At 72.4% G+C, this 25,176-nt stretch carries 32 protein-coding genes and 1 tRNA gene; 15 read left to right on the forward strand and 18 right to left on the reverse strand.

Going from position 1 to position 25,176, the window contains the following annotated elements; genetic code table 11:
• Window positions 1-37: 37 nt before the first annotated feature.
• From AC4MBH_RS04295 to AC4MBH_RS04325, 7 genes are read right to left on the reverse strand one after another with little or no spacing between them, the layout of a single operon-like run.
• Window positions 38-964, reverse strand: coding sequence for a hypothetical protein (locus AC4MBH_RS04295; RefSeq protein WP_491793115.1), 927 nt, complete (start codon window positions 962-964; stop codon window positions 38-40).
• Window positions 961-1,386: a hypothetical protein gene (locus AC4MBH_RS04300; protein WP_491793116.1), complete on the reverse strand. Its 426-nt coding sequence runs from the start codon at window positions 1,384-1,386 to the stop codon at window positions 961-963. Before AC4MBH_RS04300 ends, AC4MBH_RS04295 begins: the two co-directional genes overlap by 4 nt.
• Window positions 1,387-1,419: 33 nt before the next feature.
• The gene (locus AC4MBH_RS04305) at window positions 1,420-1,833 is read right to left on the reverse strand and encodes a hypothetical protein (protein ID WP_491793117.1); all 414 of its coding nucleotides are present in this window, start codon (window positions 1,831-1,833) and stop codon (window positions 1,420-1,422) included.
• 2 nt (window positions 1,834-1,835) lie between these two features.
• Entirely contained in the window at window positions 1,836-2,135 is a 300-nt protein-coding gene (locus tag AC4MBH_RS04310; protein WP_491793118.1) for a hypothetical protein, read from the reverse strand.
• Entirely contained in the window at window positions 2,132-2,617 is a 486-nt protein-coding gene (locus tag AC4MBH_RS04315; RefSeq protein WP_491793119.1) for a hypothetical protein, read from the reverse strand. Before AC4MBH_RS04315 ends, AC4MBH_RS04310 begins: the two co-directional genes overlap by 4 nt.
• Complete coding sequence (locus AC4MBH_RS04320; protein ID WP_491793120.1) at window positions 2,587-3,045, reverse strand: hypothetical protein; 459 nt, start codon at window positions 3,043-3,045, stop codon at window positions 2,587-2,589. The genes AC4MBH_RS04315 and AC4MBH_RS04320 overlap by 31 nt, the downstream gene beginning before the upstream one ends.
• Window positions 3,042-3,416: a WhiB family transcriptional regulator gene (locus tag AC4MBH_RS04325; protein WP_491793121.1), complete on the reverse strand. Its 375-nt coding sequence runs from the start codon at window positions 3,414-3,416 to the stop codon at window positions 3,042-3,044. The genes AC4MBH_RS04320 and AC4MBH_RS04325 overlap by 4 nt, the downstream gene beginning before the upstream one ends.
• Before the next feature lie 30 nt (window positions 3,417-3,446).
• Between AC4MBH_RS04325 and AC4MBH_RS04330 the strand changes: the two genes are divergently transcribed.
• The 4 genes from AC4MBH_RS04330 to AC4MBH_RS04345 are packed head-to-tail and all read left to right on the forward strand — an operon-like array spanning window position 3,447 to window position 5,284.
• Entirely contained in the window at window positions 3,447-3,740 is a 294-nt protein-coding gene (locus AC4MBH_RS04330) for a hypothetical protein (RefSeq protein ID WP_491793122.1), read from the forward strand.
• Between the two features lie 6 nt (window positions 3,741-3,746).
• On the forward strand, window positions 3,747-4,250 hold the full coding sequence (locus AC4MBH_RS04335; protein WP_491793123.1) for a hypothetical protein: 504 nt from the start codon (window positions 3,747-3,749) through the stop codon (window positions 4,248-4,250).
• A 3-nt stretch (window positions 4,251-4,253) separates the two neighbouring features.
• A complete protein-coding gene (locus AC4MBH_RS04340) occupies window positions 4,254-4,697 on the forward strand; it encodes a hypothetical protein (protein WP_491793124.1) in 444 nt (147 codons plus the stop codon).
• Window positions 4,697-5,284 carry a hypothetical protein gene (locus AC4MBH_RS04345; RefSeq protein ID WP_491793125.1) on the forward strand — a complete coding sequence of 196 codons (588 nt, stop codon included), beginning with the start codon at window positions 4,697-4,699 and terminating at the stop codon, window positions 5,282-5,284. Before AC4MBH_RS04340 ends, AC4MBH_RS04345 begins: the two co-directional genes overlap by 1 nt.
• A gap of 92 nt (window positions 5,285-5,376) precedes the next feature.
• Here the strand turns inward: AC4MBH_RS04345 and AC4MBH_RS04350 are convergent, their stop codons facing one another.
• From AC4MBH_RS04350 to AC4MBH_RS04380, 7 genes are all read right to left on the reverse strand, one after another.
• Window positions 5,377-5,643 (reverse strand): hypothetical protein, encoded by a 267-nt coding sequence (locus AC4MBH_RS04350; RefSeq protein ID WP_491793126.1) that lies wholly within the window; start codon window positions 5,641-5,643, stop codon window positions 5,377-5,379.
• Window positions 5,643-6,398 carry a hypothetical protein gene (locus tag AC4MBH_RS04355; protein WP_491793127.1) on the reverse strand — a complete coding sequence of 252 codons (756 nt, stop codon included), beginning with the start codon at window positions 6,396-6,398 and terminating at the stop codon, window positions 5,643-5,645. The genes AC4MBH_RS04350 and AC4MBH_RS04355 overlap by 1 nt, the downstream gene beginning before the upstream one ends.
• Window positions 6,395-7,744 carry an AAA family ATPase gene (locus AC4MBH_RS04360; RefSeq protein ID WP_491794106.1) on the reverse strand — a complete coding sequence of 450 codons (1,350 nt, stop codon included), beginning with the start codon at window positions 7,742-7,744 and terminating at the stop codon, window positions 6,395-6,397. Before AC4MBH_RS04360 ends, AC4MBH_RS04355 begins: the two co-directional genes overlap by 4 nt.
• Before the next feature lie 17 nt (window positions 7,745-7,761).
• Entirely contained in the window at window positions 7,762-8,136 is a 375-nt protein-coding gene (locus tag AC4MBH_RS04365; protein WP_491793128.1) for a hypothetical protein, read from the reverse strand.
• Window positions 8,133-8,267, reverse strand: coding sequence for a hypothetical protein (locus tag AC4MBH_RS04370; protein WP_491793129.1), 135 nt, complete (start codon window positions 8,265-8,267; stop codon window positions 8,133-8,135). The genes AC4MBH_RS04365 and AC4MBH_RS04370 overlap by 4 nt, the downstream gene beginning before the upstream one ends.
• A gap of 99 nt (window positions 8,268-8,366) precedes the next feature.
• The gene (locus AC4MBH_RS04375) at window positions 8,367-8,690 is read right to left on the reverse strand and encodes a helix-turn-helix domain-containing protein (protein WP_491793130.1); all 324 of its coding nucleotides are present in this window, start codon (window positions 8,688-8,690) and stop codon (window positions 8,367-8,369) included.
• Window positions 8,687-8,929, reverse strand: coding sequence for a helix-turn-helix domain-containing protein (locus AC4MBH_RS04380; protein WP_491793131.1), 243 nt, complete (start codon window positions 8,927-8,929; stop codon window positions 8,687-8,689). Before AC4MBH_RS04380 ends, AC4MBH_RS04375 begins: the two co-directional genes overlap by 4 nt.
• Window positions 8,930-9,075: 146 nt before the next feature.
• Between AC4MBH_RS04380 and AC4MBH_RS04385 the strand changes: the two genes are divergently transcribed.
• Together AC4MBH_RS04385 and AC4MBH_RS04390 are read left to right on the forward strand one after the other, a co-directional pair.
• On the forward strand, window positions 9,076-9,756 hold the full coding sequence (locus tag AC4MBH_RS04385; protein WP_491793132.1) for a hypothetical protein: 681 nt from the start codon (window positions 9,076-9,078) through the stop codon (window positions 9,754-9,756).
• A gap of 104 nt (window positions 9,757-9,860) precedes the next feature.
• Entirely contained in the window at window positions 9,861-11,048 is a 1,188-nt protein-coding gene (locus AC4MBH_RS04390) for a tyrosine-type recombinase/integrase (protein WP_491793133.1), read from the forward strand.
• A gap of 16 nt (window positions 11,049-11,064) precedes the next feature.
• On the opposite strand, the gene AC4MBH_RS04395 is transcribed toward AC4MBH_RS04390, so the two are convergent.
• A tRNA-Asn gene (locus AC4MBH_RS04395) sits at window positions 11,065-11,137 on the reverse strand.
• Between the two features lie 47 nt (window positions 11,138-11,184).
• On the reverse strand, window positions 11,185-15,156 hold the full coding sequence (gene eccCa, locus AC4MBH_RS04400) for a type VII secretion protein EccCa (RefSeq protein WP_491793134.1): 3,972 nt from the start codon (window positions 15,154-15,156) through the stop codon (window positions 11,185-11,187).
• Between the two features lie 110 nt (window positions 15,157-15,266).
• On the opposite strand from eccCa, the gene eccD reads away from it, so the two are divergent.
• Window positions 15,267-16,661, forward strand: a complete 1,395-nt coding sequence (gene eccD / locus AC4MBH_RS04405) for a type VII secretion integral membrane protein EccD (protein WP_491793135.1) — start codon at window positions 15,267-15,269, stop codon at window positions 16,659-16,661.
• Window positions 16,662-16,676: 15 nt separating this feature from the next.
• Here the strand turns inward: eccD and AC4MBH_RS04410 are convergent, their stop codons facing one another.
• On the reverse strand, window positions 16,677-17,336 hold the full coding sequence (locus tag AC4MBH_RS04410) for a hypothetical protein (RefSeq protein ID WP_491793136.1): 660 nt from the start codon (window positions 17,334-17,336) through the stop codon (window positions 16,677-16,679).
• A gap of 4 nt (window positions 17,337-17,340) precedes the next feature.
• Window positions 17,341-18,417, reverse strand: a complete 1,077-nt coding sequence (locus tag AC4MBH_RS04415) for a type VII secretion protein EccE (protein ID WP_491793137.1) — start codon at window positions 18,415-18,417, stop codon at window positions 17,341-17,343.
• Between the two features lie 66 nt (window positions 18,418-18,483).
• On the opposite strand from AC4MBH_RS04415, the gene eccB reads away from it, so the two are divergent.
• The 8 genes from eccB to AC4MBH_RS04455 all read left to right on the forward strand — a co-directional run bounded on the left by eccB (window position 18,484) and on the right by AC4MBH_RS04455 (window position 25,175).
• Window positions 18,484-19,908 carry a type VII secretion protein EccB gene (eccB, locus tag AC4MBH_RS04420; RefSeq protein WP_491793138.1) on the forward strand — a complete coding sequence of 475 codons (1,425 nt, stop codon included), beginning with the start codon at window positions 18,484-18,486 and terminating at the stop codon, window positions 19,906-19,908.
• Window positions 19,909-20,044: 136 nt separating this feature from the next.
• Complete coding sequence (locus tag AC4MBH_RS04425) at window positions 20,045-20,359, forward strand: WXG100 family type VII secretion target (protein ID WP_491793139.1); 315 nt, start codon at window positions 20,045-20,047, stop codon at window positions 20,357-20,359.
• A gap of 11 nt (window positions 20,360-20,370) precedes the next feature.
• Window positions 20,371-20,658: a WXG100 family type VII secretion target gene (locus AC4MBH_RS04430; RefSeq protein WP_491793140.1), complete on the forward strand. Its 288-nt coding sequence runs from the start codon at window positions 20,371-20,373 to the stop codon at window positions 20,656-20,658.
• A gap of 89 nt (window positions 20,659-20,747) precedes the next feature.
• Window positions 20,748-21,143 carry a WXG100 family type VII secretion target gene (locus tag AC4MBH_RS04435; RefSeq protein WP_491793141.1) on the forward strand — a complete coding sequence of 132 codons (396 nt, stop codon included), beginning with the start codon at window positions 20,748-20,750 and terminating at the stop codon, window positions 21,141-21,143.
• Window positions 21,144-21,146: 3 nt separating this feature from the next.
• Window positions 21,147-22,352 (forward strand): hypothetical protein, encoded by a 1,206-nt coding sequence (locus tag AC4MBH_RS04440; RefSeq protein ID WP_491793142.1) that lies wholly within the window; start codon window positions 21,147-21,149, stop codon window positions 22,350-22,352.
• A gap of 18 nt (window positions 22,353-22,370) precedes the next feature.
• Window positions 22,371-23,660 (forward strand): S8 family serine peptidase, encoded by a 1,290-nt coding sequence (locus AC4MBH_RS04445; protein ID WP_491793143.1) that lies wholly within the window; start codon window positions 22,371-22,373, stop codon window positions 23,658-23,660.
• The gene (locus AC4MBH_RS04450) at window positions 23,657-24,469 is read left to right on the forward strand and encodes a 2OG-Fe(II) oxygenase (RefSeq protein ID WP_491793144.1); all 813 of its coding nucleotides are present in this window, start codon (window positions 23,657-23,659) and stop codon (window positions 24,467-24,469) included. The genes AC4MBH_RS04445 and AC4MBH_RS04450 overlap by 4 nt, the downstream gene beginning before the upstream one ends.
• Window positions 24,450-25,175 carry an SDR family oxidoreductase gene (locus AC4MBH_RS04455; RefSeq protein ID WP_491793145.1) on the forward strand — a complete coding sequence of 242 codons (726 nt, stop codon included), beginning with the start codon at window positions 24,450-24,452 and terminating at the stop codon, window positions 25,173-25,175. The genes AC4MBH_RS04450 and AC4MBH_RS04455 overlap by 20 nt, the downstream gene beginning before the upstream one ends.
• Window position 25,176: the final 1 nt, after the last annotated feature.

Below are 25,176 nucleotides of genomic sequence, written 5' to 3' on the forward strand. Positions count from 1 at the left end.
TCGCCGGGTTGCCACCCGTCGCAACACCGGCAGCGCCTCATGCGTCCGCCGTGCTGAGGTCGCCAACCTTGCCGGTGAGCGCGGCCAGGTGTTCGCGCGCGGCGGCGATCTCGTCGGGGAGTTCGGCCAGCCTGATCTGGGCCCGGGCGTGGCGGTTGCGGATGGTCTGGGGGTTGGGCACCAGTCCCATCGCACGCTCCTCGGCGAGCTGGGCGTCGACGTCGGCGGGCATGGTGCGCTCGAGCGACTCGAGCTCGTCGAGGATCTGCTGCTGGCGCGCGACGGCGACGAGGTGGCGTCGCGCCGGCACGAGGGCGCCCGCGCCGAGGCACTGCGGCAGGTCCTCGCCCTTGAGTTCCGCGTCGGGATCCTGGCCGTTGGCCACTGCGCGGACGGCCGCCGCGTGTCGTCGTGCCGTAGTAGCTCGGGAGGTCAGGACGTGGGTCTTCGCGTGCGTGATCCTGCGGCGGCCGTTTCCCAGGTTCTCGGTGTTGCGCTCCTCGTCGTAGAGCTCGACGAGCGCGCGGTCGTAGTCGACGAACGAGACGCCCTCCTCGCCCTCGAGCTCGGCGAAGATCCGCGCGACCTTCGCCTGGTGCGCCGCGAGCTCGCGCGCGGCCGTCTCCGCGTCAGCGGCCAGGCGGTCCGCCTCCCGGTGCAGGTAAGCCACCTCGACACGGGCCACTCGCGGCTGAGTTGCCAGGACAGCTCGGCCGGCCAGGTCGATGCGCGCCGTCAGCCGAGCTGTCTCGGTGACGATGCCGTCTGCCGCGGCTGGGTCGTCGAGCACCAGGTCGCCGGCGCGTGCGGTGAGGCTCTCCAACTCGGCCTCAGCCGTCGACTGGGATTCCTCCCACTGCTCGACGACGCGACGTTGCTCGAGCACAGCGTCACGTGCCGCGGCGACCGCGGTGGCCAGGTCCTCCTCGGTGCGGCCGATGGTCTCGCGCGGCAACGTCGTCACGAGCTGACCCCCGCCTGGCGCTCCTGCTTGCGGACCCAGTCCGCCACCAGGCCACGCATCCCGCTCTGGCCCTCAGCGCGCGCCAGCATCTCCCGCACCTCGGCCTCCGTGACCGGCTTGGGCGCCTTCGACTCGGAGAGGGAGCCGCCCGCCTTGGCCTGCCCGTCGACGCGCGCGCCGATGCGCTGCACCGCGGTCTCCATCGCCGGCGACATCGGCGTCAGTCCGCCGTACCCCGACGGGCGCAGCGACGTCGCGACGTCGACGAAACCGAAGTACTGGCCCGACTGCATCGCCGCCGCTCCGCGCGTGGCTTCCTCGACGGTGAAGCCGGCCTCGATGAAGTGCTCATGCATCGAGTCGGCAGCGGGGGCCTTCAGCCCGAGCGCCTCGTCGATCTGCTCCCACGGGTCGTTGGACATCTGGTGCTCCTCAAGGGGTTCGGGTCGGCGGTGCTACGCCGCGACGCGCGGCTGCTGGACGAGCTCGACGTTGACCGTGCCGGCGCCGGCTGCCTTGGTGGCGCCGGTGGCGAGGCCCTTGTCGATGACGGGGCGGGTGTGGCCGAACAGCGTGTTGCCGCCGGCCGTGGTGGTGAGGGCGTTGCCGGCGGTGATGTAGATCGCCGTGCCGACGTCGTTGACGGCCTCGGGGACCGTCAGGGCGTAGCAGCCGTCGGGCTGGACGGAGGCGTAGCCGGCGGGGTTGCCGACGCCGCCGAACTGCTTGCCGCCGACGACCTCGGTGCGGTCGGTCTCGGCGACGCCGATGAAGCCGCCGACCTTGACGGGGTCGCCGGAGCGGATGCCGGCGGGGACCGGCAGCGAGATGGCCGGGCGGCTGCCGGCGAAGACCTGGTTCTTGGACATGCTCAGGCTCCCGTCTTGAGGCCGAGGGCCTCGTCGATCTGGTCGATGGATGGTGTGACCCGGCTGCCGCCGAATCCCCGGACGAGTCCCACGCCCGCCGGGTCATGCTTGGTGACCGCCTCGGCGTCGACGAGCCGGATGAACGCGGCCTCGTCGAGGTCACCGGCCTCGGTGAGCGACCGATCGAGGTCGGCGAGGAAGCCCCTCACCTCGAGATCGGAGAACGTGACGCCCGCCCACCGCGCCCGCTCGACGACGAGCACGCTCGCCCGCCCGGTCACGGCTTCACTCACGTCGCTCATCTGCTGTGCCTCCGTCTGTCCCACTCGGCTGCCGACGAAGCCCGGATGAGCCACGTCCCGTTGTCCAGCTGGCGGCCGGCCAGCCCTGTCTCGCCACCACGACGACACAAACGCCGGATCCATTCGACGCTCACCCGGTACTGGTCGGCCGCCTCCCGCGCTGTCACCTCGGGATCACCACTGGGCGCCTCCGACCCTGCACCGAGTTCCGGCCCTGCCTGTTCCGGAGTTCCGACCTCGGAACCCATCCGGTCGCGCCACTGCCGCACGGACTCAGTCATCGAGTCCATGCCGCTGAGGATCTCCTGCGCAAAGAGCTGCCGCTCCTCGTCGCCGCTGGCACCCCACGCCTGGGCCTTCTGGACCAGCGCTGGGCCCTCGTCGCGCAGGATCACCGCGGCGAGCCGCGGCCCGATGACCGCCGGCAGCAGCGGCCGCCGTCGATACCCCGTCACGTCCCGCCCCGCCAGCACGCCGCGCACAGCTGCGCCGTCACCAGGTAGCCGGCGGCCTCGAACTGCAAGGGCAGCAGGGGGCCACGCGCCACGCTCGGGGCGGCGCCGCACGAGTCGCACACCTGCGACGCCGCCGGCCTAGTCGACACCAGCGCGATCGAGCAAAGCCCGCAGAGCAGGCCGACAGTCGGGTAGAGCCGCACTACTCCCAGGTAAGTCGGATCCGCGACGTGCTCGCACCACTCGGTCCACCACTCGACGTCGCCGGCCTTCGGGGGCAGCCGTCCAGAGAGGCGCCCAACCAGCAGTTGGGCTGCCAGTGACTCCACCGACGCGCTCTGGCGCCTGTGCCGCGCCGGCACCGAAGCATGCCACCGCGCCGCCGCCTCGACCGCCGCCGCCGCCCGCTGGTCCCGCACGAACGGTGCGACCGGGATCCGTTGCTGACCGGTCACTGGCCACCCCCGCGCGCGAGCCGATCCGCCGGCGACAGGCCACCCCACACCCCATGCCGCTCCCCCGCCGCCAGCGCGTACACCAGGCACTGGCGCCGCACCGGGCACCACGTGCAGCCCTGCACCGCGAACTCGACGTCGACCGCACCAGCCGGCGACGTCGGACGGTCCGGCCACCACCGCGCTGGGTCCCGCTCGCACGGCACCGGACGCCCCTCGACACGGACCTCGGCGACCACAGCCTGCAGCGCCACCCACGCCCCGGCCGCCCGGGCAGGCACACCCCACGCCGGCCACTCCGCAGCGGGCTGATCAACCGCCTGCGGAATGTCGGAGGTCGCCCCTACCGTCGTCACCACCCCGACACCCATAGCGCTCGATCCCGACTAGGAGACGCCGCCGTGACCGACCTACCTGCCGAGAACCCAGCACTCACCGACGCACGCCTGATGCGTGCCCTCGTCGAACTGACCGACCAACACCCCAGCGACCGCTGCAGCGGCGTCGACGCCGCAGCCTCCGCCGGCGTCGATGACGCGCTCGTCGAGGACTCCGTCTCCCGCCTCAAGCGCCGCGGCCTGGTCATCCCCGACGGCGGCCCGACACGCATGGGCGACGGGAACAGGCACTCCGGCCTGCGCGTCACCCCAGCGGGATACGACTTCGCCGCCGGCCTCGGACCACTCGGACGCTGACCGCCGATGACCACCACACCGCCACCGCCCAACCAGCCGCCGCTGCCAGACCGCTGGCACAGCCGCGACTTCCCGGTCCTGCTCGAGGCCGCCAAGATCCTTGACAGCAGCGAGACCCTCGACGACAACACGGGACCGCAAGAGATCGCCGACTTGCTCGGCATCCCAACGCAGGAAGCCAGGACTGCGCTACACGCACTGGTGGACGGCCGATACCTGCACCTGTCCCGGGCCACCGCGCCAGGAGGCGACGCATCCGCCCAAGCGTTCGCCGCTTGGTTCCCCAGCTGGTTCGTGCTCGGCGAGCGCGGACGTCGCGCCGTCGGACTCTGGCCCGGCGACCGCGCCGCCGAGACCCTCGTCGACCTGCTCCGCCAGGCCGAGGACTCCACGACCGACCCCGAAGAGCGGACCCTCATCCGCCGTGCCGCCGGCGCCGTCAGCTCGGTCTCCCGTGACGTCATCGTCGACGTCACCGCAGCCTTCGTCCGCTCCCAGACCGGGCTCTGATCGATGAGCGCCGACACCGCCGCCGCCCTCATCGCCGGCATCGCACTTGCTGTGGCGATTGCGACCTTCGTCCGCGGCGAGCTCAACGCCAAGAGTGCGGACCGCGCCGAGCGGGTGGCCCGCGACGCGCTCAGCGAGTCCAAGCGCTTGGCCGACTCGGTCGAGGAGATTGAACGCCACCGAGCCCCGCGGGTGCAGTGGGCCGTCGACCACGACGGACAAGAGTCGTTCCTCCGCAACCAGGGCCAAGCGACCGCGTACGCCGTCGAACTCGACTGCCCCGCCGCAGTCCTGTTCGAGGTCACCGACACACCTCGTGACGTCCAGTCTGGCGAGGCCGTCCGGTTCTGGACGGTCACGAGCTCGGGGGGTGACCCGCTTGAGCTGATCGTGACCTGGTCCGACACCCCATCCGGCGTGCGCCGCCCCTGGCGCCAACCGCTCTGATGGACGGCAGCACCGCGGCCGCAGCCGCCTCCGCACTGATCGCAGCCGGCGCCCTGGCCGTCGCCGTCATCGCCGTGCGCCGAGCCGGCGACGCGAACGACATCGCCAACCGCTCCGCCACCTCTGCAGCCGCAGCTAACCGGATCGCTGACGAAGCCCTGGACCTGGCGCATAAGGCTGAGGCCCGCGCTCAGCGGCTCGAGGATCGGGCCAACGAACGCAACGACGTCCGCTGGGAGCGCAGGCCGTGGATCGGCACCCACCGCCCAGGTTCGGGTGGCGTCAAGTTCCAGCACGTGGGCACTGACGACGCGCGCGACGTGCACCTGGTCATCGAGCTCATCGAGACGGGCCAGCACCTGCGCGACTCCCACCGAACTGTCGCGCCAGGGGACCCCATTGCCCGCGACCTCACTGGCCAGATCACGACGGCGCGGCATGCCGCCCGCCCAATCCGGGACGTCGACGGGATGGAAGCCCCGGCAGACCCGGCACTCGCCACGCTGACCGCGCGCGTGTCGATCACCTGGCAGACAGAGTCCGGGGTGGCGCACTCGTTCGACGCCGGCACCGTCCAGCTGGTGTGACCGGGTTCCTCTCCAGGAGTCAAGTGCCCAGCCGCTGACCTGCACGAACAGTGCGTGTGGGTGCAGCGTGGGCACACCCCGAAGGCCACGCATCAGCCTCGACCTCCGGTGTCGAGCGGCCCGACCATGACCGAGAGCCGACGACGCTGCAACCGATCCAGGAACCGCGACCGATCACGCGCCGGCGTCAGCACCCGAGCCGGCTCGATCGCCAGCGCCATCGCCACCCGCAACAAGTCCTCGCGCGACAGCACCTCGAGGTCGAGGCGCACCGACGCCACCGCGGCGTCGACGCTCTCCGCCTGCATCGCCGACTCGATAGCGTCGTACGCCACCAGGTGCGCACCCGCCGTGGTCATCATCGGTCTGCTCCCGGCGACTGGTCACCGGTGCCACCGGCCGGCAACGCCATCGGCCGCACAACCGGACCGCCTGCCTCGACCTGCAGCGGCTCGAGGCCGGAGAGGAACCGGTCGACCATCGCCGTCCGCACCGCCGGCGCGACGCCACCCACCTCGAGCGCAGCCAGGAACGCCGAGGTCACCAGCGTCGCGCGCTCCTGCTCGAGCGCGAGGTGCCGCTCCGCGATCCCGAGCCGAGCCGTGTCGACGAGGACCTGGCGCAACTCCTTGAGCACCCTGGCCCAGGCGAGCGACGTCGGCCCGTCGAGCGCCTCCTGCGCGAGCCGAGCACCGAGCACGTCGGCCGCGTGCTGCAACTTCCCGGTGAGCGACTGCAGCGCGCCGACCGGATCGACCACCGGCGCCGCGTTCGGATCCCACACCAGCTCCAGCAGCGCAGTTGCCTCGGCCTCAGTGCGCCGACGCTGCGCAGCCTCGCGAGCCTGGGGCGACGCGCCGCCGTGCATCACACACACCGACTGGCCAGGAGCAGGGAACCTCTTGCACCGCCTGCCCGAGCGGCGCGACGTCGCCTTGCATCGCCGGTCATCGACGGCATGGGGTCGGTCCGGTTGCCCGCCGGGCATGGGGTCGGCGGACTCGGCCGCGCTGGTCGTCTGCGGTCGATCGTCGTCCATGGGGTCGCCGGGGACGGGCGTCGTCCACGGGGTGTCCGAGCCGCGGCGCGGGTCGTTCGTGGTGGTGCGGGTCATCGGGCCTCGGTTGTGTCGTGGTCGGTTAGTTCCCCGGGTGGAGTAGCTGCGTTGTCTTCCCTGGGACGACCTCCCTCCCCATAAGGGAGGTGGGGGAGGTCGTCGGACGTCCCTGGGGGAGGTGCTGGGGAGGTCGAGGGATGTGGGGACGTGAGCGTGAAGATCCGAGCGCCCCTGGCTCCTGCCTTCGAGACGACGCGGCCGTCCTTCTCCAGGAGCTGAGCTGCTTTGGTGCCGTCGCCCTTGGAGTGGGCGAGCTCGAGGTCGCCGCTGGTGAGGAGTGCCTTGATGGCGGTATCGAGCTGGTTGCCGGACATGCTGGGTGTCTCGGCGAGGAGGTCCGCGACGACGGGGACCAGGTCGCGGATGCGACGGACGATGGTGGCGCTCTTGCGGGAGCCGGCGCCGGTCATGGTCAGGAGCCGGGTGACCGGGTCGAAGTCGAGGGCGTCCTCGTTGACGAGGATGTCGCGGCCCTCGGCGCGGAGGAACCGGGCGCGTTCGTCGTCCCTGGCTCGGGTCAGGGTGATGATCGAGTCGGCCCAGTCCTCGAGGGCGGTGGATCCGCGGGTGCGTTCGCCGTTCCAGCCGGCGTGTGCGGTGAGGACGATGTCGCGGGCGCCGACTTCGGTGCGGGCGAAGAGGTCTAGGTCGGTGAGCCAGGCGCCGACCTCGCCGGGGTCGTTCTGGCTGGTGCCGGTGTAGGCGCGGCCGAAGGGGTCGACGATGAGGGTCTCGACGTCGAGGTCGCGGAGGCGGGCGGCGAGGGATTCGCGGTCCTCATCGACGCCGAGGGGGTTGCGGCGGCCGCGGAGGTTGACCAGGAAGAGGCGGTTGTGGTCGATGCCGACCTCATCGGCCCAGGTGGCGAGCATGTGCCCGGACACCTCGTAGTTGAGGAACGCGATGCGGCCGGTGACCTTCTGGTGGACGGGGAAGCGCCCGAGGAGGTCGCCGCCACGCAGCAAGCAGCGAGCGAGGTTCAACTGCAGCGTCGTCTTGCCCGTCTTGCGCTGCGCGACGACCAGCGTGCCGGCGTCGGAGGGGATCAGCCCTTCGACGCGGTGAGCTGGCGGCGCCGGCCGGGCCAGGACGTCGCCGAGGAAGCCGGCGTCGAAGGGCGGGACCGGTGTCGCTGCGCGCTGCTCGGCCGCGAAGAGGGCCTCGGCCTCGTGCGCGGCTCGGCGGCGGTTCAGGGCGCTCCGGACAGCTTCATCGTGCCGGCGGGCCTCGTCTGCGACGGCGAGCTGGTGAGCGTTGGCACGCTCGAACTCGGCATCGTGCTGGGCGATGCGTTCGGCCTCCCGCTCGCGCTCGGCGATCTCGTCGTCGGTCCAGGCGGGCATGTCGTCCACGGAGGCACTCACGCCGGCCCCCGGTGGGGCTCGATGTCGCGGCGCTGCTGCTCGATCGCGTCGTACGCCGCGTCGAGGCGCCGGCCGTCGAAGTCGGAGAGCAGTGCGGTCGCGGTGTGGTGGAACGCGACGTCGACCAGGCCGTCGACGCCGGCCGCACGGTGGCGACAGTTGATCGCGGCCTCGGCGGAGCGGCGTGCCTGCTCGTCGAGCTCGGCCTCAGTGGCGCGGCCGGTGTAGTCGCCTTCCCGGGGGGCGGCCCACTCGTGCATGCGGGCGCGGCGGGTCCAGTAGGCGGCCCATGCCTGGGTCCAGACGTCCTGTAGCACCCGGGCTTGGAGGTGGGCGACCGAGGTACGGGGGTGGGTGGGTGCGGCGGTCACTGGGCCACCACCCGGATGTCGCGGAACGGCTGGGCGCCGCGGGATCGCCACCAGGGGCAGGTCGCGTCGTGGAACACCTCGACGCGAGCGAACGTGGGCCCCGCCGCGGCGACGTCGTCGACGAGTCGCACGCGCGACCGGCAGTCGGGGCAGCGCGCGGCCGAGCGAACAGCCTTCCGGCGTCTCGTGCGGGCCGGACTGCTCACAGGCCACCCCTGTGACGGGGTCGTTCAGCAGCTCTGCCGTCCGGCGTTGTCTGTTGCTGCTGCGGCGGAGGCGTGGGCATCATGGGGTCGGGTCTCCTGCTTCCTGAGGGCGAGGATCTGGGCGTCGGCGTCACCGGTGGCAGGTGGCGCCGTCCGCACGTCGGGGGCGTAGCCGACGAGCTCGAGCAGCCGCGGCACCGGGACGACAAGGCGTCGCCCGAGAGGCAGCGTCGGGATGTCGCCACGCTGTGCCGCGGCGTACGCGGCCTTGCGGCCGAGCCCGAGCAGCTCACCGGCTTCAGGCACGGTGATCGTCAGCGGGAGAGTGACGGTGATCGTCTGCATCACGCGACCGCTTCCTGCAGGGCTTCGAGTGCCTCGACCCATTGGGCGAGCTGAGCCTGCTGTGGTCGGGCCGCGCCGGTCTCCCAGCGCGACAGTGTCGCTCGATCGACGCCGAGGGCCCGCGCGAGGCGTTCCTGGCTCACGCCGGCCGAAACGCGTATCTCTCGAGCGACGGGGGGCTTGGTGAGCTGGTGGGCACGTCGAACCTGGGCAAGCAGGTCCTCAAGTGGCGCCGTGGTCATGAGACGAGGTTGACCGTTGGCGCACGTTAAAAGCAACAGCACTTGCACGGTGCGTGTCTCGTTTATCGGTGCCGCAAGTGAGACACCGTGCGCTAGTCGTGCAGAGCCTGTTGCATTTGCAGTAGCGGGTGCGTACGGTCCGAACCGTGACCGATCGCCATCCCTACACGGTGCACATCCCCCCGCGCGAGGCGCACCTGACGCCCGACACCTGGATCCGGGTCGAGAGCGCGAGCCTCACTCAGCCCGTGTGGATCAAGCTCAGAGTCGTGGGCAACCACCGCCCAGTCGTCGCCGGATTGCAGTTCGACGACGGCCGCGAAGTCACCGGGCGCCAACTGCGAGAGTTGCGACTTCCGGAGATCGCCCAGGCGGTCTATGACGCCGCCCTGACAGCGACACGCGCCAAGTGGGACCAGGCTCAGGAGGCGAAACAGAGGCTCCTAGACCAGTTCGGCTACACAGAGGACACGCTTCATGGCATCCCCTCGCCCCTGCTTCCTGGCGAGCCCTCCGAGGCGTCGCGTGTCGCGGGCGAATGGGTGGGTGCAGGACTGCGCGCCCGTCACCTAGCTCGCTGGCTCGATGAGGTGTCAGACGCCACCAGCGACCTAGAGCACACGCCAAGGGGACGCGGTGCAGCACCACCCACCGAGGAGGACTTCCGCACGTTCGCGCGCGTCTACCTCGAAGAGGCCACGGTCGAGCCGACGTCAGCAACGTCGCGGACCGCGAAGCGGCTGCAGATGTCCCGACCGACCGCATACCGCTGGCTGGATCAGGTCCGCGACCGCGGCCTCGTGCCGTCGCGAGAGGCGACGTCGTGAGCGCCGTGTTCCGCCGGTGCGGCTGCCGCGACGACGCTGGCCGTCAATACGGCACGCTTCCCGAGCGACCCACCGCCGAGCAGCGCGCCAGGGCTTGTCCGTTGATGGCCACCGACCCACGCCACGGCGCCTGGACCTTCCGTGTCTCCGCCGGGACAGTCACCGACCCGACCACGGGACGGAAGAAGCGTCAGCAGATCCGCGGCGGCACCTACCCCACGAAGCGTGACGCTCAAGCCGAGCGGAACCGAGCGCTCTCGAAGCTCGACGCCGGCAAACTCGTCACCCCGTCCCGGGAGACCCTGGCCGAGTACCTGCCTCGCTGGCTCGAGCGTCGAGCAACGACCGGCGTCAACGGCCGCAAGCCACTGGCCGGCACCACGCTGGCGAACTACCGACGCTACGTCGACCAGGACCTCATCCCGTCCAGGCTCGGCGCCATGCGGCTGCGCGACATCCGCCGTGGCCACGTGCAGGCGTACGTCGACGACCTGGTCACAGCCGACCGGGGCGCAACGACCGTGCGCCGGATCGTCGCCACGCTGCAGTCAGCGTTCACCAGCGCTGTTCGAGACGAGCTGATCGACGAGAGCCCCGCCCGACTCCTCGAGCTGCCCCCGATCGACCGCAAGGCGTTCGAGGCGTGGGAGCCGGAGCAGGTCGGACACTTCCTCGACGTCGCCGCCCAGCACCGGCTCGGCGCGTTCTACGAGACGGCCGTCTGGACCGGTCTGCGTCGCGCCGAGCTCTGCGCCCTGCGATGGGACGACGTCGACCTCAGCAGCCGGGAGCTGCGCGTCCGGAAGTCCAAGACAGACGCCGGCGTCCGCCGGGTGCCCCTCAGCGACGCGGCCGCCGGCGCCCTGGTGGCGTGGCAGATCGCTCAGAGCGCCGAGCGCGAAGCGTGGGGCGCGGCCTACCAGGACAGCGGACTGGTGTTCACAATGGAGAACGGCCGCCCGCTGCTCCTGCTGTACACCACCAGGCTCTTCGACAAGCTGCGGATCCGCGCCGGCCTGCCCGCAATGACGCTGCACGGCCTGCGCCACACGTGCGCGACGCTCTACCTGAACTCCGGGTCGGACATCGAGTTCGTCTCCAAGCTGCTGGGTCACAGCGACGTGCGGGTCACGTCGTCGATCTACAGCCACCAGGTCCGCAGCGTCGGGCGTGAGCGCGCCGACCAGGCCGCGGCGATGGTCCCTCGGGGGGCCTCGGTGCCCACACTGCACCCACAACCGTCTCAGGACGCGCAACAGGCCGCCTCCGCGATGAGCGGAGACGGCCTGTGACCTGCGGTGTTGCTTGCTCCCCCGGTTGGACTCGAACCAACGACATCCTGATTAACAGTCAAGCGCTCTGCCAACTGAGCTACAGGGGATCGTGCGGGGATACGGTAGCAAGGCTCCGCGGCCAGCGGGAATCGGGTCAGCGCCGACCCATCACCGGTGTCTGGATGACCTTGACGCCGATGCGCCGGTCGACGAGCTTGCCCCGCCCCTGGGGCATCGGCTCGAACTTGTTGCCGTGCAGCACGACGCCCTCCTCCTTGCTGCCCGAGAGCAGGACGCCGGGCGTGCCGAGCTCCTTGAGCCGCTTCTGCAGGGGCTCGAACCCGCCCGACCCGGACCCGCCCGCGGAGCGGGACAGGACCACGTGCAGGCCGATGTCGCGCGCCTGCGGCAGGAACTCGACGAGCTGGTGCAGCGGGTTGGGCTGCTGGGCGGCGATCATCTCGTAGTCGTCGATCAGCAGGAACAGCTTCGGGCCCTCCCAGCGCGGGATCTCCTGGGCGGTCGGGTCGATCTTGATGCTGCCCAGCCGCTCGCGCAGGGCCGCGGCGATCTGCTTGGCCATCTCGGGGGCGTCGGCGGAGTTCATCACGTAGGCCAGCTGGTGGCCGGTGGTGATCGCGCCGATCAGGCCGCGGCGGTAGTCGAAGGTGAGGATCTTGGCCTCCTTCGGCGTCCACCTGGTCGTGATGCCGCGGGCGATCGCGCGGAGCAGGTTCGACTTGCCCGACTCCACGTCCCCGAGGACCAGGAAGTGAGGCTCGGCGTCGAAGTTGACGAAGACCGGGGAGAGCGTGTCCTCGTCGATGCCGATCGGGATGACCGCACGCTCGGCGTCGGGCGCCGGCAGGTCGTCGTACGGCATCTGGCGCGGGAGCAGGCGCACCGGCGGTGCCGCGGGGCCGGTCCAGGCAGCGCTGACCTGCTTGACCAGGTCGGCGACACCGTCGCCGACGTCGCGGGCGTCGGTGCCCCCGTCGATGCGGGGCAGGGCGGTGAGGTAGTGGAGCTTGTTGCGGCTCAGCCCGCGGCCGGGCGACTTCTCCGGCACGTTCTTGGCGGCCCGCCGGTCGACGTCGGACTCGGCGGGGTCGCCCAGCCGCAGCTCGAGGCGCGTGGTGATCAGGTCGCGGATGGCCGGGCGCAGCTCCAGCCACCGCTGGATCGAGAGCACGACGTGCACCCCGAAACCGATGCCGCGGGTGGCGATCTGGGTGATCTGGCCCTCGAGCTCCTCGTGGTCGGAGCGGATCGTGCCCCAGCCGTCGACCACGAGGAAGACGTCGCCGAAGCCGTCGCTGGCGACGGTGCCGGCCTCGATCATCCGACGGTAGCTGGCCATCGAGTCGATGCGGTGCGCGGTGAACAGCGCCTCGCGCGCGTCGAGCAGCGCCCGCATCTCCGCGACCGTGCGTCGGAGCCGCTCGGGGTCGAGGCGGCTGGCCACCGAGCCGACGTGCGGCAGGTCGGCGAGGCCGTTGAGCGTGCCGCCGCCGAAGTCGATGCAGTAGAACTGCACGTCCTGCGGCGTGTGGGTGAGCGCGAGGCTGGCGATGAGCGAGCGGAGCAGGGTGCTCTTGCCGCTCTGCGGCCCGCCCACCACCACGCAGTGGGACGACGCCAGGTTGACCCACAGCGGGTCGCGGCGCTGGTCGAAGGGCTTGTCCTCGATGCCGATCGGCGCCGACAGGAACCGCGCCGGGTCCCACTGCTGCGGCTGCAGCCCGCGCTCGCCGGCGACCAGCGGCGGGAGCAGCGCGTCCAGCGGCGGCGGCTCGTCGAGCGGGGGCAGCCAGATCTGCCGCGCGGCCATGCCGCGGCCCTTGAGCCGGTCGACCGTGATGTCGAGCAGCGTCTCGCTCGGGCCGGCGTGCCGCGGCTCGACGGGCTCGGCGTCGACGGGCGTGGCCTCGACCTGCACCGGCATGAAGTCGAGCTGGTAGGGCAGCACCTGGGCGTCGGTGCGGTCGTCGGAGGACCCACCGCCCACCGTGGAGGTGCGCTTGTACGGCGCCGAGACGTACGCCGCCCGGAACCGCACCAACCCCTCGGTCGCCTCCTTGAGGTAGGCGTGGCCCGGTGCGCTCGGCAGCTCGTAGGCGTCGGGGACGCCGAGCACCGAGCGGCTCTCCATCGCCGAGAAGGTCCGCAGCCCGACCCGGTAGGACAGGTGGGTGTCGAGGCCGCGGAGCTTGCCCTCCTCGAGCCGCTGCGAGGCCAGCATCAGGTGCACGCCCAGCGAACGCCCGAGCCGGCCGATCATCACGAACAGGTCGATGAAGTCGGGCTTGGCGCTGAGCAGCTCGCTGAACTCGTCGACGACGACGAACAGCGACGGCATCGGCTCGAGCGGGGCGCCCTGCTCGCGGGCCTTCTCGTAGTCCTTGAGCGAGGCATAGTTGCCGGCCGCTCGCAGTGCCTCCTGGCGGCGGACCATCTCGCCCTCGATGGCGTCCTTCATCCGGTCGACGAGGATGAGCTCGTCCTCCAGGTTGGTGATCACCGCCGAGGTGTGGGGCAGCACGTCGAGGCTGGCGAAGGTGGCGCCACCCTTGAAGTCGACGAGCACGAAGTTGAGGACCTCGGGCGAGTGGGTCACCGCCATCCCGAGCACGAGGGTGCGGAGCAGCTCGGACTTGCCGGAGCCGGTGGCGCCGATGACCAGTCCGTGCGGTCCCATGCCGCCCTGCGCCGACTCCTTGATGTCGAGGTCGACCGGCTGCCCGCTCGGGCCGATGCCGATCGGCACCCGCAGCCGGTCGCGCGGCGCGCGCGGCCGCCAGGTCGCGCTCGTGTCGATGTTGTACGGGTCGCCGAGGCGCAGCAGCTCGGGGAGCGTGACGTCGACGGTGAGCAGGTCGGTCGGCTCGGCGTCGGAGGACGACGCCGCCGAGACGCGCCAGCCGCTCATGCAGCGCGCGAGCGTCTCGCACTCGGTCAGCGACAGGGCGTCGGGCACGCCGAGCACCGACCTGCTGACCTCCTCGGAGCGGCCCTCGCGCCGCACCATCGCGATCGTGTCGTCGCGGAGCTCGAGGCGGAGCACGCCGTTGGCCCGGTCGGTGGGCAGCACCCCACGGATGTCGATGACGGTCACACCCTGCACGAGGCCGGAGGTCAGCTGCGCCTCGGGAGGCACCCGCCCCCCGTCGAGGACGACGACCAGGTGCGGACCGTCGGCGCCGGCCTCGGCCCCGAACCGCGGCCGGTTGCGCAGCGCCTCGCCCATGTGCGACTCGATCGCGAGCAGGTCCTCGTTGACCAGGCGGACCTGGCCGACGGCGTCGACCTCGTCGGCGAGACCGTGGGGCAGCCACTTCAGCCACTCCCAGCGACCGACCGCGGCCCGGCCGGCGCAGACCGCGATCCGGACGTCGTCGGGCGTCTGCAGCGTGGCGAGCTGGGCGACCATGGCGCGCGCCAGGGCCCGGCCCTCCTCGACGGGACCGTCGATGCTGATCAGGCCGAAGGCGCGCAGCGAGACCGCGACGGGCAGCTCGGAGACCCGGTTGTGGGTGCTGACGAAGCGGCGCAGGGAGCCGGCCGAGATGGGTTCGAGGTCCTCGACCGGTTTCGTCTCGGGGGTCACCAGCGTCACCGCGAGGCGTTGCGGACCGCGGCCCACCCGCACGGCGAGGTGGTCGACGTCGGAGGAGCGGCGCTCCCACAGCCGGGTGCCGAGCGCGATGCACCACAGCGACGCCGGCTCGGGGTGGTGCCAGAGCGCAGCCTTGCGCTGCTGCTCGGCCGCCTTGCGCACGCGTCGTCGTACCTGGACGAGGTAGCGCTGGTAGTCGCGCCGGTCGGCGTCGAGCTTGCGCCGCTTCTCCCCCGCCTGGCGGCCGATGTTGCCGAAGGCCATCGCGGCGAAGCTGATGCCGATCATGCCCATCGCGATCATCATCACCGGCTCGCCCCGGGCGCGGGTCGACATCATCAGCGCCATGCCGCCGGCCCCGGCGAGCATCGGGAGCACCATCAGCGCCTGGCCGAGACCGCCGCCCTGCTGGGTCTCCGGGAGCTCGGGCGGGGAGTCGAGGACGATCTCGCCGCGGGGCTCGGCCGGAGGCTTCTGCCGCGCGGGCCGCTGGAACACGTGCGTACCCACGTCCACCCTTCCGAGCTCGTCGTCGCGGGGATCCGGACCCATCCCGGGCCGGCAGGCGCGGATGGTCCAGGATGGTAACGACCACGACGGGTGACGTCCAAGGAGGTGCGGTGGCCACGACTGCCACGTCGAGCCTGTGCCGGCTCACGGTGATGACCACGCAGACCCGGGTGGACCTCGCGGTCCCCCTCGACCTCACCGTCGCCGAGCTGCTGACCACGCTGGTCCGCACCCTCGGCCCGCAGGTGGCCGACCAGGGCGCCTCCGCCGGCGGCTTCGTGCTGCAGCGGGCCGGCGAGGCGCCGCTCGACCACGCCACCACCCTGCGCGCCGGCGAGATCCGCGACGGCGACGTGCTGCACCTGCGGATGCGGGCGACCCAGATGCCCGAGATCGCCTACGACGACGTGCTCGACGCCGTCGCCACCGGCGTCCTGACCCGCTCGGTGCGCTGGTCGGCCGACCACACCGCCCGCGCGTGCCTGGTCGGCGCGTCGCTGTGCGTGGCCTTCGTGCTGGCCGCCTGCCTGCTCAGCGGGCCGTCGTGGACGGTCCCGACGGCGATCGCCGGCGGCACCAGCCTGCTCCTGCTCGGCGCCGCCACCGCCCTCGATCGGGCCTACCAGCAGCGCGGGGCGGCCCTCACCGCCGCCGGCTGGGCCGTCGTCGCGGCGGCCTGCGCCGGGGCGACCGTCGTCGGCGGCGACGAGCGCCCGTGGGAGTTCGGCGCGACGCAGCTGCTGCCGGCCGGTGCGGCCGCCGTGCTGGTCTCGGTGCTCGGCCTGATCCTGCTCACCCGGGGCGTGCCGGGGCTCGTGGCGGTGACCGGCACCGGGCTGCTCGCCGCGATCGGGTCGGCCGCGGCCGACCTCGGCGACTTCGACGTGGCGGCCACGGCCGCGTTCACGGCCGGGGTCGCGCTGCTGGCCTCCCCCGCGATCCCGGTGGCGGCGTTCAAGCTGTCCCGGCTCGCGCTGCCGTTCGTCCCCACCGGTGCCGGCGACCTGCGCGCCGACCGCTCGACCATCGACGGCACCCGCGTCCTGGGTCAGGCGGCGCGGGCCGACCAGTTCATGACCGGCATCGTGGTCGCACTGGCGGCCGTGCTGGCCAGCGCCGGCGTCATCCTGGCCCAGGGCAGCACCAGCGCCCAGATCCTCGCCGGCGTCTTGGGCGGCATCTGCGTCCTGCGCGCCCGCCTGTTCACCGGGCGCTCGCAGCGGATGTCGATGCTCCTCGCGGGCGCCGTCGCGGGCCTCGCCCTGCTGACCCACCTGGCGATGAGCAACGACGACGCCACGCTCCGCCTCCTGGCCGTGGCGCTCCCGGTGGCCGGCCTGGCCCTGACCATGCTCGCGCTGGTCACGGTGCTGCCGGGTCGCCGCTACGCGCCGCCGAGCGGCCGCGCCGCCGACGTCATCGAGTCGATCCTCGTGCTGTCGGTCCTGCCCCTGATCCTCGGCGTCATCGGGGTCTACGCCGAGCTGCGCCAGGTCCTGGGCTGAACCGACGGGCCGGGGTCAGCGGGCCGCGGAGTGCAGCACGGCCGAGCGCAGCACCTGGGCCTCGGCCGGCGAGGCGTCGACCCGCACCAGCTCGGCCCGGCCGCGGGTGACCATCGCGATCGTCTGCGGCGGGAGCCCCGCGGCGAGCCTGGTCCGGGTGGCGTCGTCGAGCCCGAGGAGCCGCGCCAGACCGGCCGCCAGGTCGGGGTCCATCGCGCCGAGGGCGACGACGTCGGCCCGCGCGTACGACGACAGGGCCGACCGGGCAGCCGCGCCACCCAGGCCGGTGCGCACGGTGCGCAGGTCGAACAGGCACTGCCAGTCGGCGACCTCGCGCAGCGGACGCCGCTCGTCGGGCCGGTCGTCGACGACCACCATCGGCCCCCGCTGGCGCAGCAGCGGGCTGTCGTCGGGGACGAGCCGGGCATCGGCGCCGTGCTGGAGCACCGGTGCCCACGACGACGGCCGGTCGCTGACCACCCGCACCGGGGTCCCCGACAGCGCGGCGCGCATGGTGAGCAGCTGCGCCGCGAACCCGCCGGAGCACACCACGACCCGGGTCGGCACGGGGCGGAACAGCCGCACCGAGAACGGCCCGGACCGGCCGGTGCCCAGGTAGGCGCCCGTCGCAGCCGCGGGCAGGCTCTGCCCCGCTCGCACCACCGACTCGCTCATGGCGTCACCTCGCCTCGGCCGGGACGCCGAGCAGCGTCGTCGCGCGCAGCAGCGGTACCTGGTCGCCGACGGGCCGGTGCAGCGTCAGCCCGGCCGCGCGGGTGGCGCCCTCGAGGGTGCGGGCGCACTCCCGCACGGCCGCGGCGGGCCCGCTGAGCCGCACCAGCAGCCGTACGGTCGGCTTCCGCTGCGGCGGCGGACCCGGCTGCAGCGTCACGCTCGTGGCGACGATCGGGACGGGCAGGGAGGCGGCGATCTGCTCGAGCTGGCCCAGGGCGTCCCTCCCGGTCACCGCGAAGGTCATCGAGATCGACCCGGCCACCACGACGTGGTCGGTGCGCTCGGCGACCGGCGGCACGGAGCCGTCGGCCGCGGCCACCGGCCCAAGGCTGGAGGCGTTGTGCAGCTCGACCACCGCCGCCGGGAGCCGCCGGATCGCCACGCCGGCACCGTTGAGGACCTCCTCGGCGCGCAGCACGCACCGGCGCAGGATCTGCTGGACCGCCGGGGTCCCACCGCGGGAGGCGATCACGTCGGCGGCGAGTGCGGTGTCGAGCGAGAGCACCAGGAACCTCGACGTGAGCCGGGCGATCGGTGCGCCGCCCGACGGGGTGCCCGTGCCGGGCGCGGCCGGCGACACGAGGCAGACGACCCGCACGCTGGACAGCGGCACGTCCTCGACGGTGAGCAGCTGTGCCAGGCCCGCCAGCGGGATCGGGGGGTCGTCGTTGAAGACGTCGAGCAGCGGCAGCGCCAGCGGCACGCTCCACGTGGTGGCGTCCTTGATCGCGCCCACCGAGACGCCGCCGCTCCCCCGCGGCACCGTGACGACCTCGTAGGCCCCGCCGGCCAGCGAGGCGATGCCGGCCCCCGTCACCCGGCGGCGTCGTCGGCGCATCGCGAACCACGACCGCAGGACCAGGTAGGTGCTGCGCCGACGCCACGGCAGCAGGAGCAGCAGGCACACGACCGCGACCGCGGCGCCCGCCACGAGCCAGGCGCCCTCCTGGACCAGGCCGATCGCCACCGCCGCCGCCGCGACCTCCAGCAGCACGAGCTGGGTGCGGGTCGGCCGTGGCATGCGGGCGAGTATGCCGGACACCATAAGGTGTCCCGGGTCCTGCCCACCATCGGCGAAGGAGGCATCGTGCAGACCCGTCGCGACCAGCTCCACGCCTACCGCTTCATGACCCGGCGCGCCATGTCGGCCCTGGTCACGGGCGAGCCCGACACCGTCGAGCCACCGATGCGCCGCCTCGTCGTGACGACGATCAGCGGGGTGATGATCGCGATCGTCGTGGCCGCGGCGTTCCTGGTCATCGGCCTGCTGCGACCCGGGTCGGGTGAGGACTGGAAGGAAGACGGCACCGTGGTGGTCGAGCGCGGGACCGGCGCGCCGTTCGTGATGAGCAACGGCGTGCTGCACCCCGCCGTGAACTACCCGTCGGCGGTCCTCGCCTCGGGGGCCACCGGCACCGTCGAGGCCCAGCAGGTGAGCCCCGACGACCTGGCCACGGTCGAGCGCGGGGAGCGGATCGGGATCCCGGGACTGCCGGGGAGCCTGCCGCCCGACGACGACCTGCGCACCGACCCGGTGACCATCTGCTCGCGGGCCGACGGCGAGGGCGCCAACGTCACGGCGATGGTCACGGTCGACGTCGGCTCGGGTGAGACCGTGCCCGGCATCCCCGACGACGAGGCCGTCGTGGTGAGGTCGTTCGGCCGCGAGAAGGGCGACCTGTACCTGCTCTGGCGCGGGCAGCGGCACCTGATCGAGCCGGAGGTCAACACCGCGCTGGGGTTCCGCGGCAGCCAGGTCAGGGTGGGCCGGGCGTTCTTGTCGGCGCTGCCGCTCGGCGCCTCCTTCGCCACCCCCGAGATCGCCGGGCTCGGCGACCCCCGCCCCCTCGGCAACGGCAGGACCCTGCGCGTGGGGCAGCTCGTCCGGGTCGCCGACGACGACGTCCGGGTGCTGCTCGACGACGGCCTCGTGGCCGTCGACGAGGTCCAGGCCCGGCTGCTCGGCACGCTGACGGTCGACGGCCAGCCCCTGGACGACGTCGAGCTGCCCGTCGGCGACCTCGCCGAGATCGGCGCGTCCACCGGGGCGGCGCCCGACCTGGCTCGGCAGACCAGCGGGTTGCCGACGACGCTGCCTGCGCCGTCCGAGGCGGCCGAGACCGTGCACGGGGTCTGCGCGTCCTACCGGCACGGGGAGCCGGTGCCCGTCCTCGGCGTGCCGGACGGCGAGGAGCAGCCGAGCGAGCCCACCGGGGACAGCAGCCTCTCGGCGCAGGGCCTGGCCGACGTCGTGACCGTCCCGCCCGGGACCGGGATGCTCGCCAGCTCGCCGCAGGCCGCCGCGGTCAGCCTCATCACCGACGAGGGGGTGCGCCACCAGGCCGCCACCCTCGCGACCCTCGCGGGGTTCGGCTACGGCAACGAGACGCCCGTCGAGCTTCCCGTCGAGCTGCTCGCCGTCATCCCCGATGCCGAGGCCCTCGACCCAGGTGCGGCCCTCGAGCCGGCCCCTCTCTCCGCGTCGACCACCGCGGCTTCCTCAGCCTCCTGATCCGTTCATCTCGCGTCCGTCGCCCGTCCCCGGTCCGCCGTGATACGCAGGACGAAATCCGTGGTGTCGTTGTTTAGCGGTGTCGACCGCGGGCATGTCAGCCACTACGTGACCACCAACCCAAGGAGGAACCACCGTGGCCGGATTCGGAACCAGCCAGGAAGCAATGGCCGCTGGTGCGGCCCATGTCAACGAAGCCACCGAGCAGGTGCAGGGGCACATCAACAGCCTCCGCTCCGAGGTCGAGACCATGCGCGGCGGCTGGGGCGGTGAGGCCTCGAACGCGTTCGGGGTCCTGCACACGAACTTCGAGAACCAGGCGAACCGCATCAACAACGCTCTGCGCGCCATGTACGAGGCGCTGGGGGCCACGCGTGCGACGTACGCGGCCCAGGAGGAGCAGGAGACGTCCAACATCACCAGCATGGCTGGCCAGATCAACGAGTCCTGAGGAGACACACCATGAGCGAGATCCGCGTCAATTTCGGTTCACTCGAGGGCGGCCAGGCCGGCATCCAGGCGAACCACGGTCGCCTCGTCGGTTCGCTGGACGACCTGGAGGCCAACCTGCAGCCGATGCTGTCCACCTGGGACGGTGAGGCCCGCGAGGCCTACTTCCGCTGCAAGCAGGAGTGGGACGCCGCCGCCGAGGCGATGTCCACCACGTTGCAGCAGATCGGCCAGCTGGTCGGCAACGCGCACCAGAACTACACCGCCGCCGAGCGCTCCGCGACCAACACCTGGTCCTGACGTACCGACGGCTCCGACGCAGGGCGGCCGGGGCCTCCAGCCCCGGCCGCCGTGCGCGGTCAGCCTGACCCAACCGAGGAGATTCGTAGATGACTGGAGAGACGCAAGGCTTCCGGATCAAGCCCGAGGAGCTCTTGGACGTCGCCGACATGGTCGCGGACCTGTTGGACGAGGTCTCGGGCTCCGGCGGCAACATCGCAGGAAGTCACGAGCAGTTCACGAGGGACGCCGCCACGAGCCACATGAGTGCCGCGTGGTCGTCGATCTTCAAGGAGTCGGCCAACGGCATCGCCGTGGAGGCCTACGACTACCAGTTCAGGGGGATGGACGCGAAGTACCAGGCGATCATCCAACAGCTGACGACGCTCGAGCAGGCGTGCCGGTCCACCGGCCAGACCTACCTCGACCGCGACCAGGACACCACGACCAACGTCAACCAGGTCGACGCGGGCTCCAGCCCGTCCGGACCGATCCCGGGGGTGTGAGACATGGCTGGCCAGGACGGATACACCACCGGAGCACAGGGCTACGACTTCTGGAGCGAGGGCGACGGCAACGCCGAGGGCATCAAGGAGCAGCTCCTCAACAGCAACCCCAACCTGCTCGACCCGATCATCGGCTCCATGATGGACACGCACGCCATGGGCGGCACCATCATCAGCCGGATGAACACCATCGAGGCGCGCCTGCGCGACGCCTGGGGCGGCGAGAACGCCGACACGGCCCTCGACACGGTGGGCAAGATCAAGACCAACGGCGAGACGCTGGAGACCGAGGCCAAGGCGGTCCACGACCCGCTCACGCAGTTCAAGTCGTCCTGGGTCGCCGTCAAGGGCGAGGCCGAGGGGCTCGACGCGACCCCGGTGTCGCACAGCATCGCGCTCGGTGTGGTCAGCCCGGTCGCGGGCGTGGCCTCCCACCTGAACAACGACAACGACGAGGCCCGCGCGCTGACCAAGCGCCTGGTCGAGGACTACCAGGCCGCGATCAACCAGATGCCGGGCGAGTACGTCTGGCAGCAGCCGCTCGACACGGTCTCGAACGAGCCGTACACGCCGCCGACCACGGATGGTCCGGGCCCGGGTCTGCCCAACCCCGGTCCTGGGGGTCCCGGCGGACCGGGCGTCCCCGGAGGCATGGGCGACTTCAACGGACCCAACGGACCCAAGGACCCGCCCGACCTGCCCGGCGTGCCCGGCACTCCCGGCGGCCCCGGTGGGCCCGGCCTGCCCGGCGGCCCCGGTGAGCCCGGTCTGCCCGGCACCCCGGGCGGCCCCGGCGGCCCCGGCTACCCCGGCGGCCCTGGCGGCATCGGCCCGGGCGGACCTGGCGGACCCGGCGGACCCGGCATCGGGATCGACCCGAACTCGTCCCTGGCCGGCATCGGCCCGGGCGGACCCGGCCCGGGTCCCGGCCTCGGTGGCCCCGGCCCCGGTGGCGGTCTGAGTGCCGGGCCTGGTCCCGGTGCTGCCGGCGGCCTGGCCGGCCCCGGTCCGGCCGGCGGTCCGGCCGGCGGTCCCGGAGGGGGTGCCGGCGGTGGGGTCGGCGGACCCGGTCGCACCGGCGGCCCCGGCATGATGCCGATGATGGGTCAGGGTGGTCAGAACGACGACGAGGAGAGCGAGCGCTCCACCTGGCTCGCCGAGGACGAAGACGTCTGGAGCGGCGAGGACCTGCCGCCCAACCTCACCTAGACCCCTACGGTTGCCTCCATGTCATTCGCTGTGACCCAGCGACAGCGCCGGCGGTTCGCCGCCGGCGCTGTCGCCGTCCTGGCCGGTCTCGTCGCCCCGACCGTCGTCGCGACCCCGGCTCCGGCCCGGCCCGCTGCACCGGCCGTCGACGTCCGCGCCGAGCAGTGGTGGCTCGACATCCTGAGCGCCGAGGAGGTCTGGGAGCGGCACACCCGCGGCGAGGGCGTCGTCGTCGCCGTCGTCGACGACGGCGTGCACCCCGGCGGTGACCTCGAGGGGGCCGTGCTCCGCGGGTTCACCGAGGACGGCACCGGTCGCGGCGACATCGGCGACGACGGTGAGTACCACGGCACCACGATGGCGACCAGGATCGCCGGGCGCGGCAACGGTCCGGGGATCATGGGGGTGGCCCCGGACGCGAACATCCTGCCGGTCCGCATCTCCGCCAACGACGACATCACCCAGGCCCTCGAGGTGCTCACCGAGATGCCCGACCCGCCGGAGGTCGTCAACATCTCCATCGCCGGCGACGGCACCTGCCCGCCCGAGATGCAGACCGCCGTCGCCGGTGCCGTCGAGGCCGGGATGATCCTGGTCGCGGGCACCGGCAACGACGGCGAGCTCTCCGGGTCCCGGTCGACCTACCCGGCCTCGTGCGCGGGCGTGGTCGCGGTCGGCGCCTACGGCTACTACGGCCGCAGCGGCGACCGCCTCGACCTCCGCGTCTGGGAGGAGAGCGAGTCACCGCCCTACCTCTCGCTGGTGGCCCCGGGCGTGCGGATGATCGCCTTCGCCCCGGGGGCGACCACACCGGTCTACTTCGACGGCACCAGCGACGCCACCGCCGTCGCCTCCGGTGCCTTCGCCCTGGTCCGTGGCGCCTTCCCCGACATGCCCTCGCGCGAGCTCGTGGCCCGCGTGCTCGCGACCGCGCGCCCGCTCGACCTGGCCGAGAGCAACGACGGCAAGAAGAACGACGCGTGGGGCTTCGGCACGATCCGGCCCCGCTCGGCCATCCAGGACGACGTGCCTGCCGGCGCACCCAACCCCGTCTACGCCGCGCTCGACGACCTCGCGCCGCCGCCCGACGACGCCGGCCCCGCCGGCGGGGGGCCCGACGACGCGCCTAGCGCGGCGTCCGACACCGGCCCACCCGAGACCGCCGCCCCTGACGACGACGGCGACAGCGTCGTCGTGATCGCCGCGGTGGCCGGCGTGCTCCTGATCATCCTCCTCGCCGTCGGCCTCGGTGTCGCGCTGTCGCGCCGCGGGCCGCGCCGACCGACCGGACCCGGGTGGCCCACATGACGACCGACCAGCACCTCCTCCGCCGCGGCGCCGAGGAGACCCTGCGACACCCCGCCGACCTCCAGGACCTGCTGGCCCACCGGCGGTGGGTGCGTCGTACCCGACCGTTCGGCCACGTCGTGGCCCACGACGTCTTCACCCCCGACTTCTACGGCCGCCTGCACACGCAGGTGACCGGGCTCCTCGACGACGGCACGACGTTCGCCTCGCGCAACATGGGCGCCTACGACGCCTCGTCGTCGATGATCGCGGCCCACCGCGAGGGGCCCCTGGGGCTGTTCATCTCCCGTGCCTGGCACGACCTCATCGCCGGTGTCTGGGGCATGGAGGCCACCGGTGACGTGACCGCCACGCTGCACCACCACGCACCGGGTGGCCGCAGCGGCTGGCCGCACAACGACCTCAACCCGGGATGGTTCGCCGGCCCCGAGCCGGCCGCCGACGAGATCCGCCTGGCCGACAACGACGTCGTCCACCACCACACGGGTGCGGCCGCACCCGGCATCGAGACCCGTGAGTGCGTGCGTGGCGTGGCCCTGCTGTTCTACCTGGGCAACCCGGAGTGGCAGCCCGGCGACGGCGGCGAGACCGGGCTGTTCGACTCGCAGAGCGGCGCGCGGCACGGCGCCTACGCGGCGGTCCCGCCGATCAACAACTCGTTCGTCATGTTCGAGTGCACGCCCTTCAGCTGGCACTCGTTCCTGACCAACCGCACGCCGCGGACGTCCGTGGTGATGTGGTTGCACCGCCGCAAGGACGAGGTCATCGACCGCTGGGGGGAGAAGAGCATTGTCTACTGGGGCTCCTGAGTCCGGACGCCGTGTCTGCGTCATCACCGGGGCCGGCGGCACGCTGGGCTCGGCGTTCTGCCGCGCCCACGCCGCCGACTACGACATCGTCGCCGTCTGCCGGCACCGGGCGCCCGACGTCGCTTCGCAGTACGACTCCCACGTCGACCCGCTCGACCCGGGTCGCGACATCGACGGCGGCCGGGTCTTCGTCGTGCACACCGACCTGGAGAAGGAGGGCGAGGTCGAGCACGTCGTCGACCTCGTGCTCGCCCGCTACGGCCGGGTCGACCTGCTGGTCAACAACGCGGGCCTGGGCTACCAGGGCGTCGCCCTCGTCGACGGCGAGGCCGCCCTCGAGTCCTTCGACCGCTACTTCAAGATCAACGTGCACGTGCCGATGCGGCTGGCCGTGCGGTTCGCCCAGCGCTTCTGGACCGCCCAGGACCGCGACAACCGCGAGCACAACCGCAACGTCGTCAACGTCTCGAGCATCGCCGGCAACCGCGTCTACCCCGGCGGCCAAGCGGTGTACGGCGCGTCCAAGGCCGCGCTGAACCACCTCACCCGCCACCTGGCAGCCGAGTTCGAGCAGTTCGGCGTGCGGGTCAACGGCCTGGCACCCAACAGCTTCCCCGGCATCGTGGCCACCGAGACCGTCGCCGACGCGATCGTCCGCCTCGACCGCGAGTCGGTGACCGGCAAGATCCTCGCCCTCGGCACCTGAG

The sequence above is a fragment of the Nocardioides sp. WJ219 genome (genome assembly GCF_058559815.1).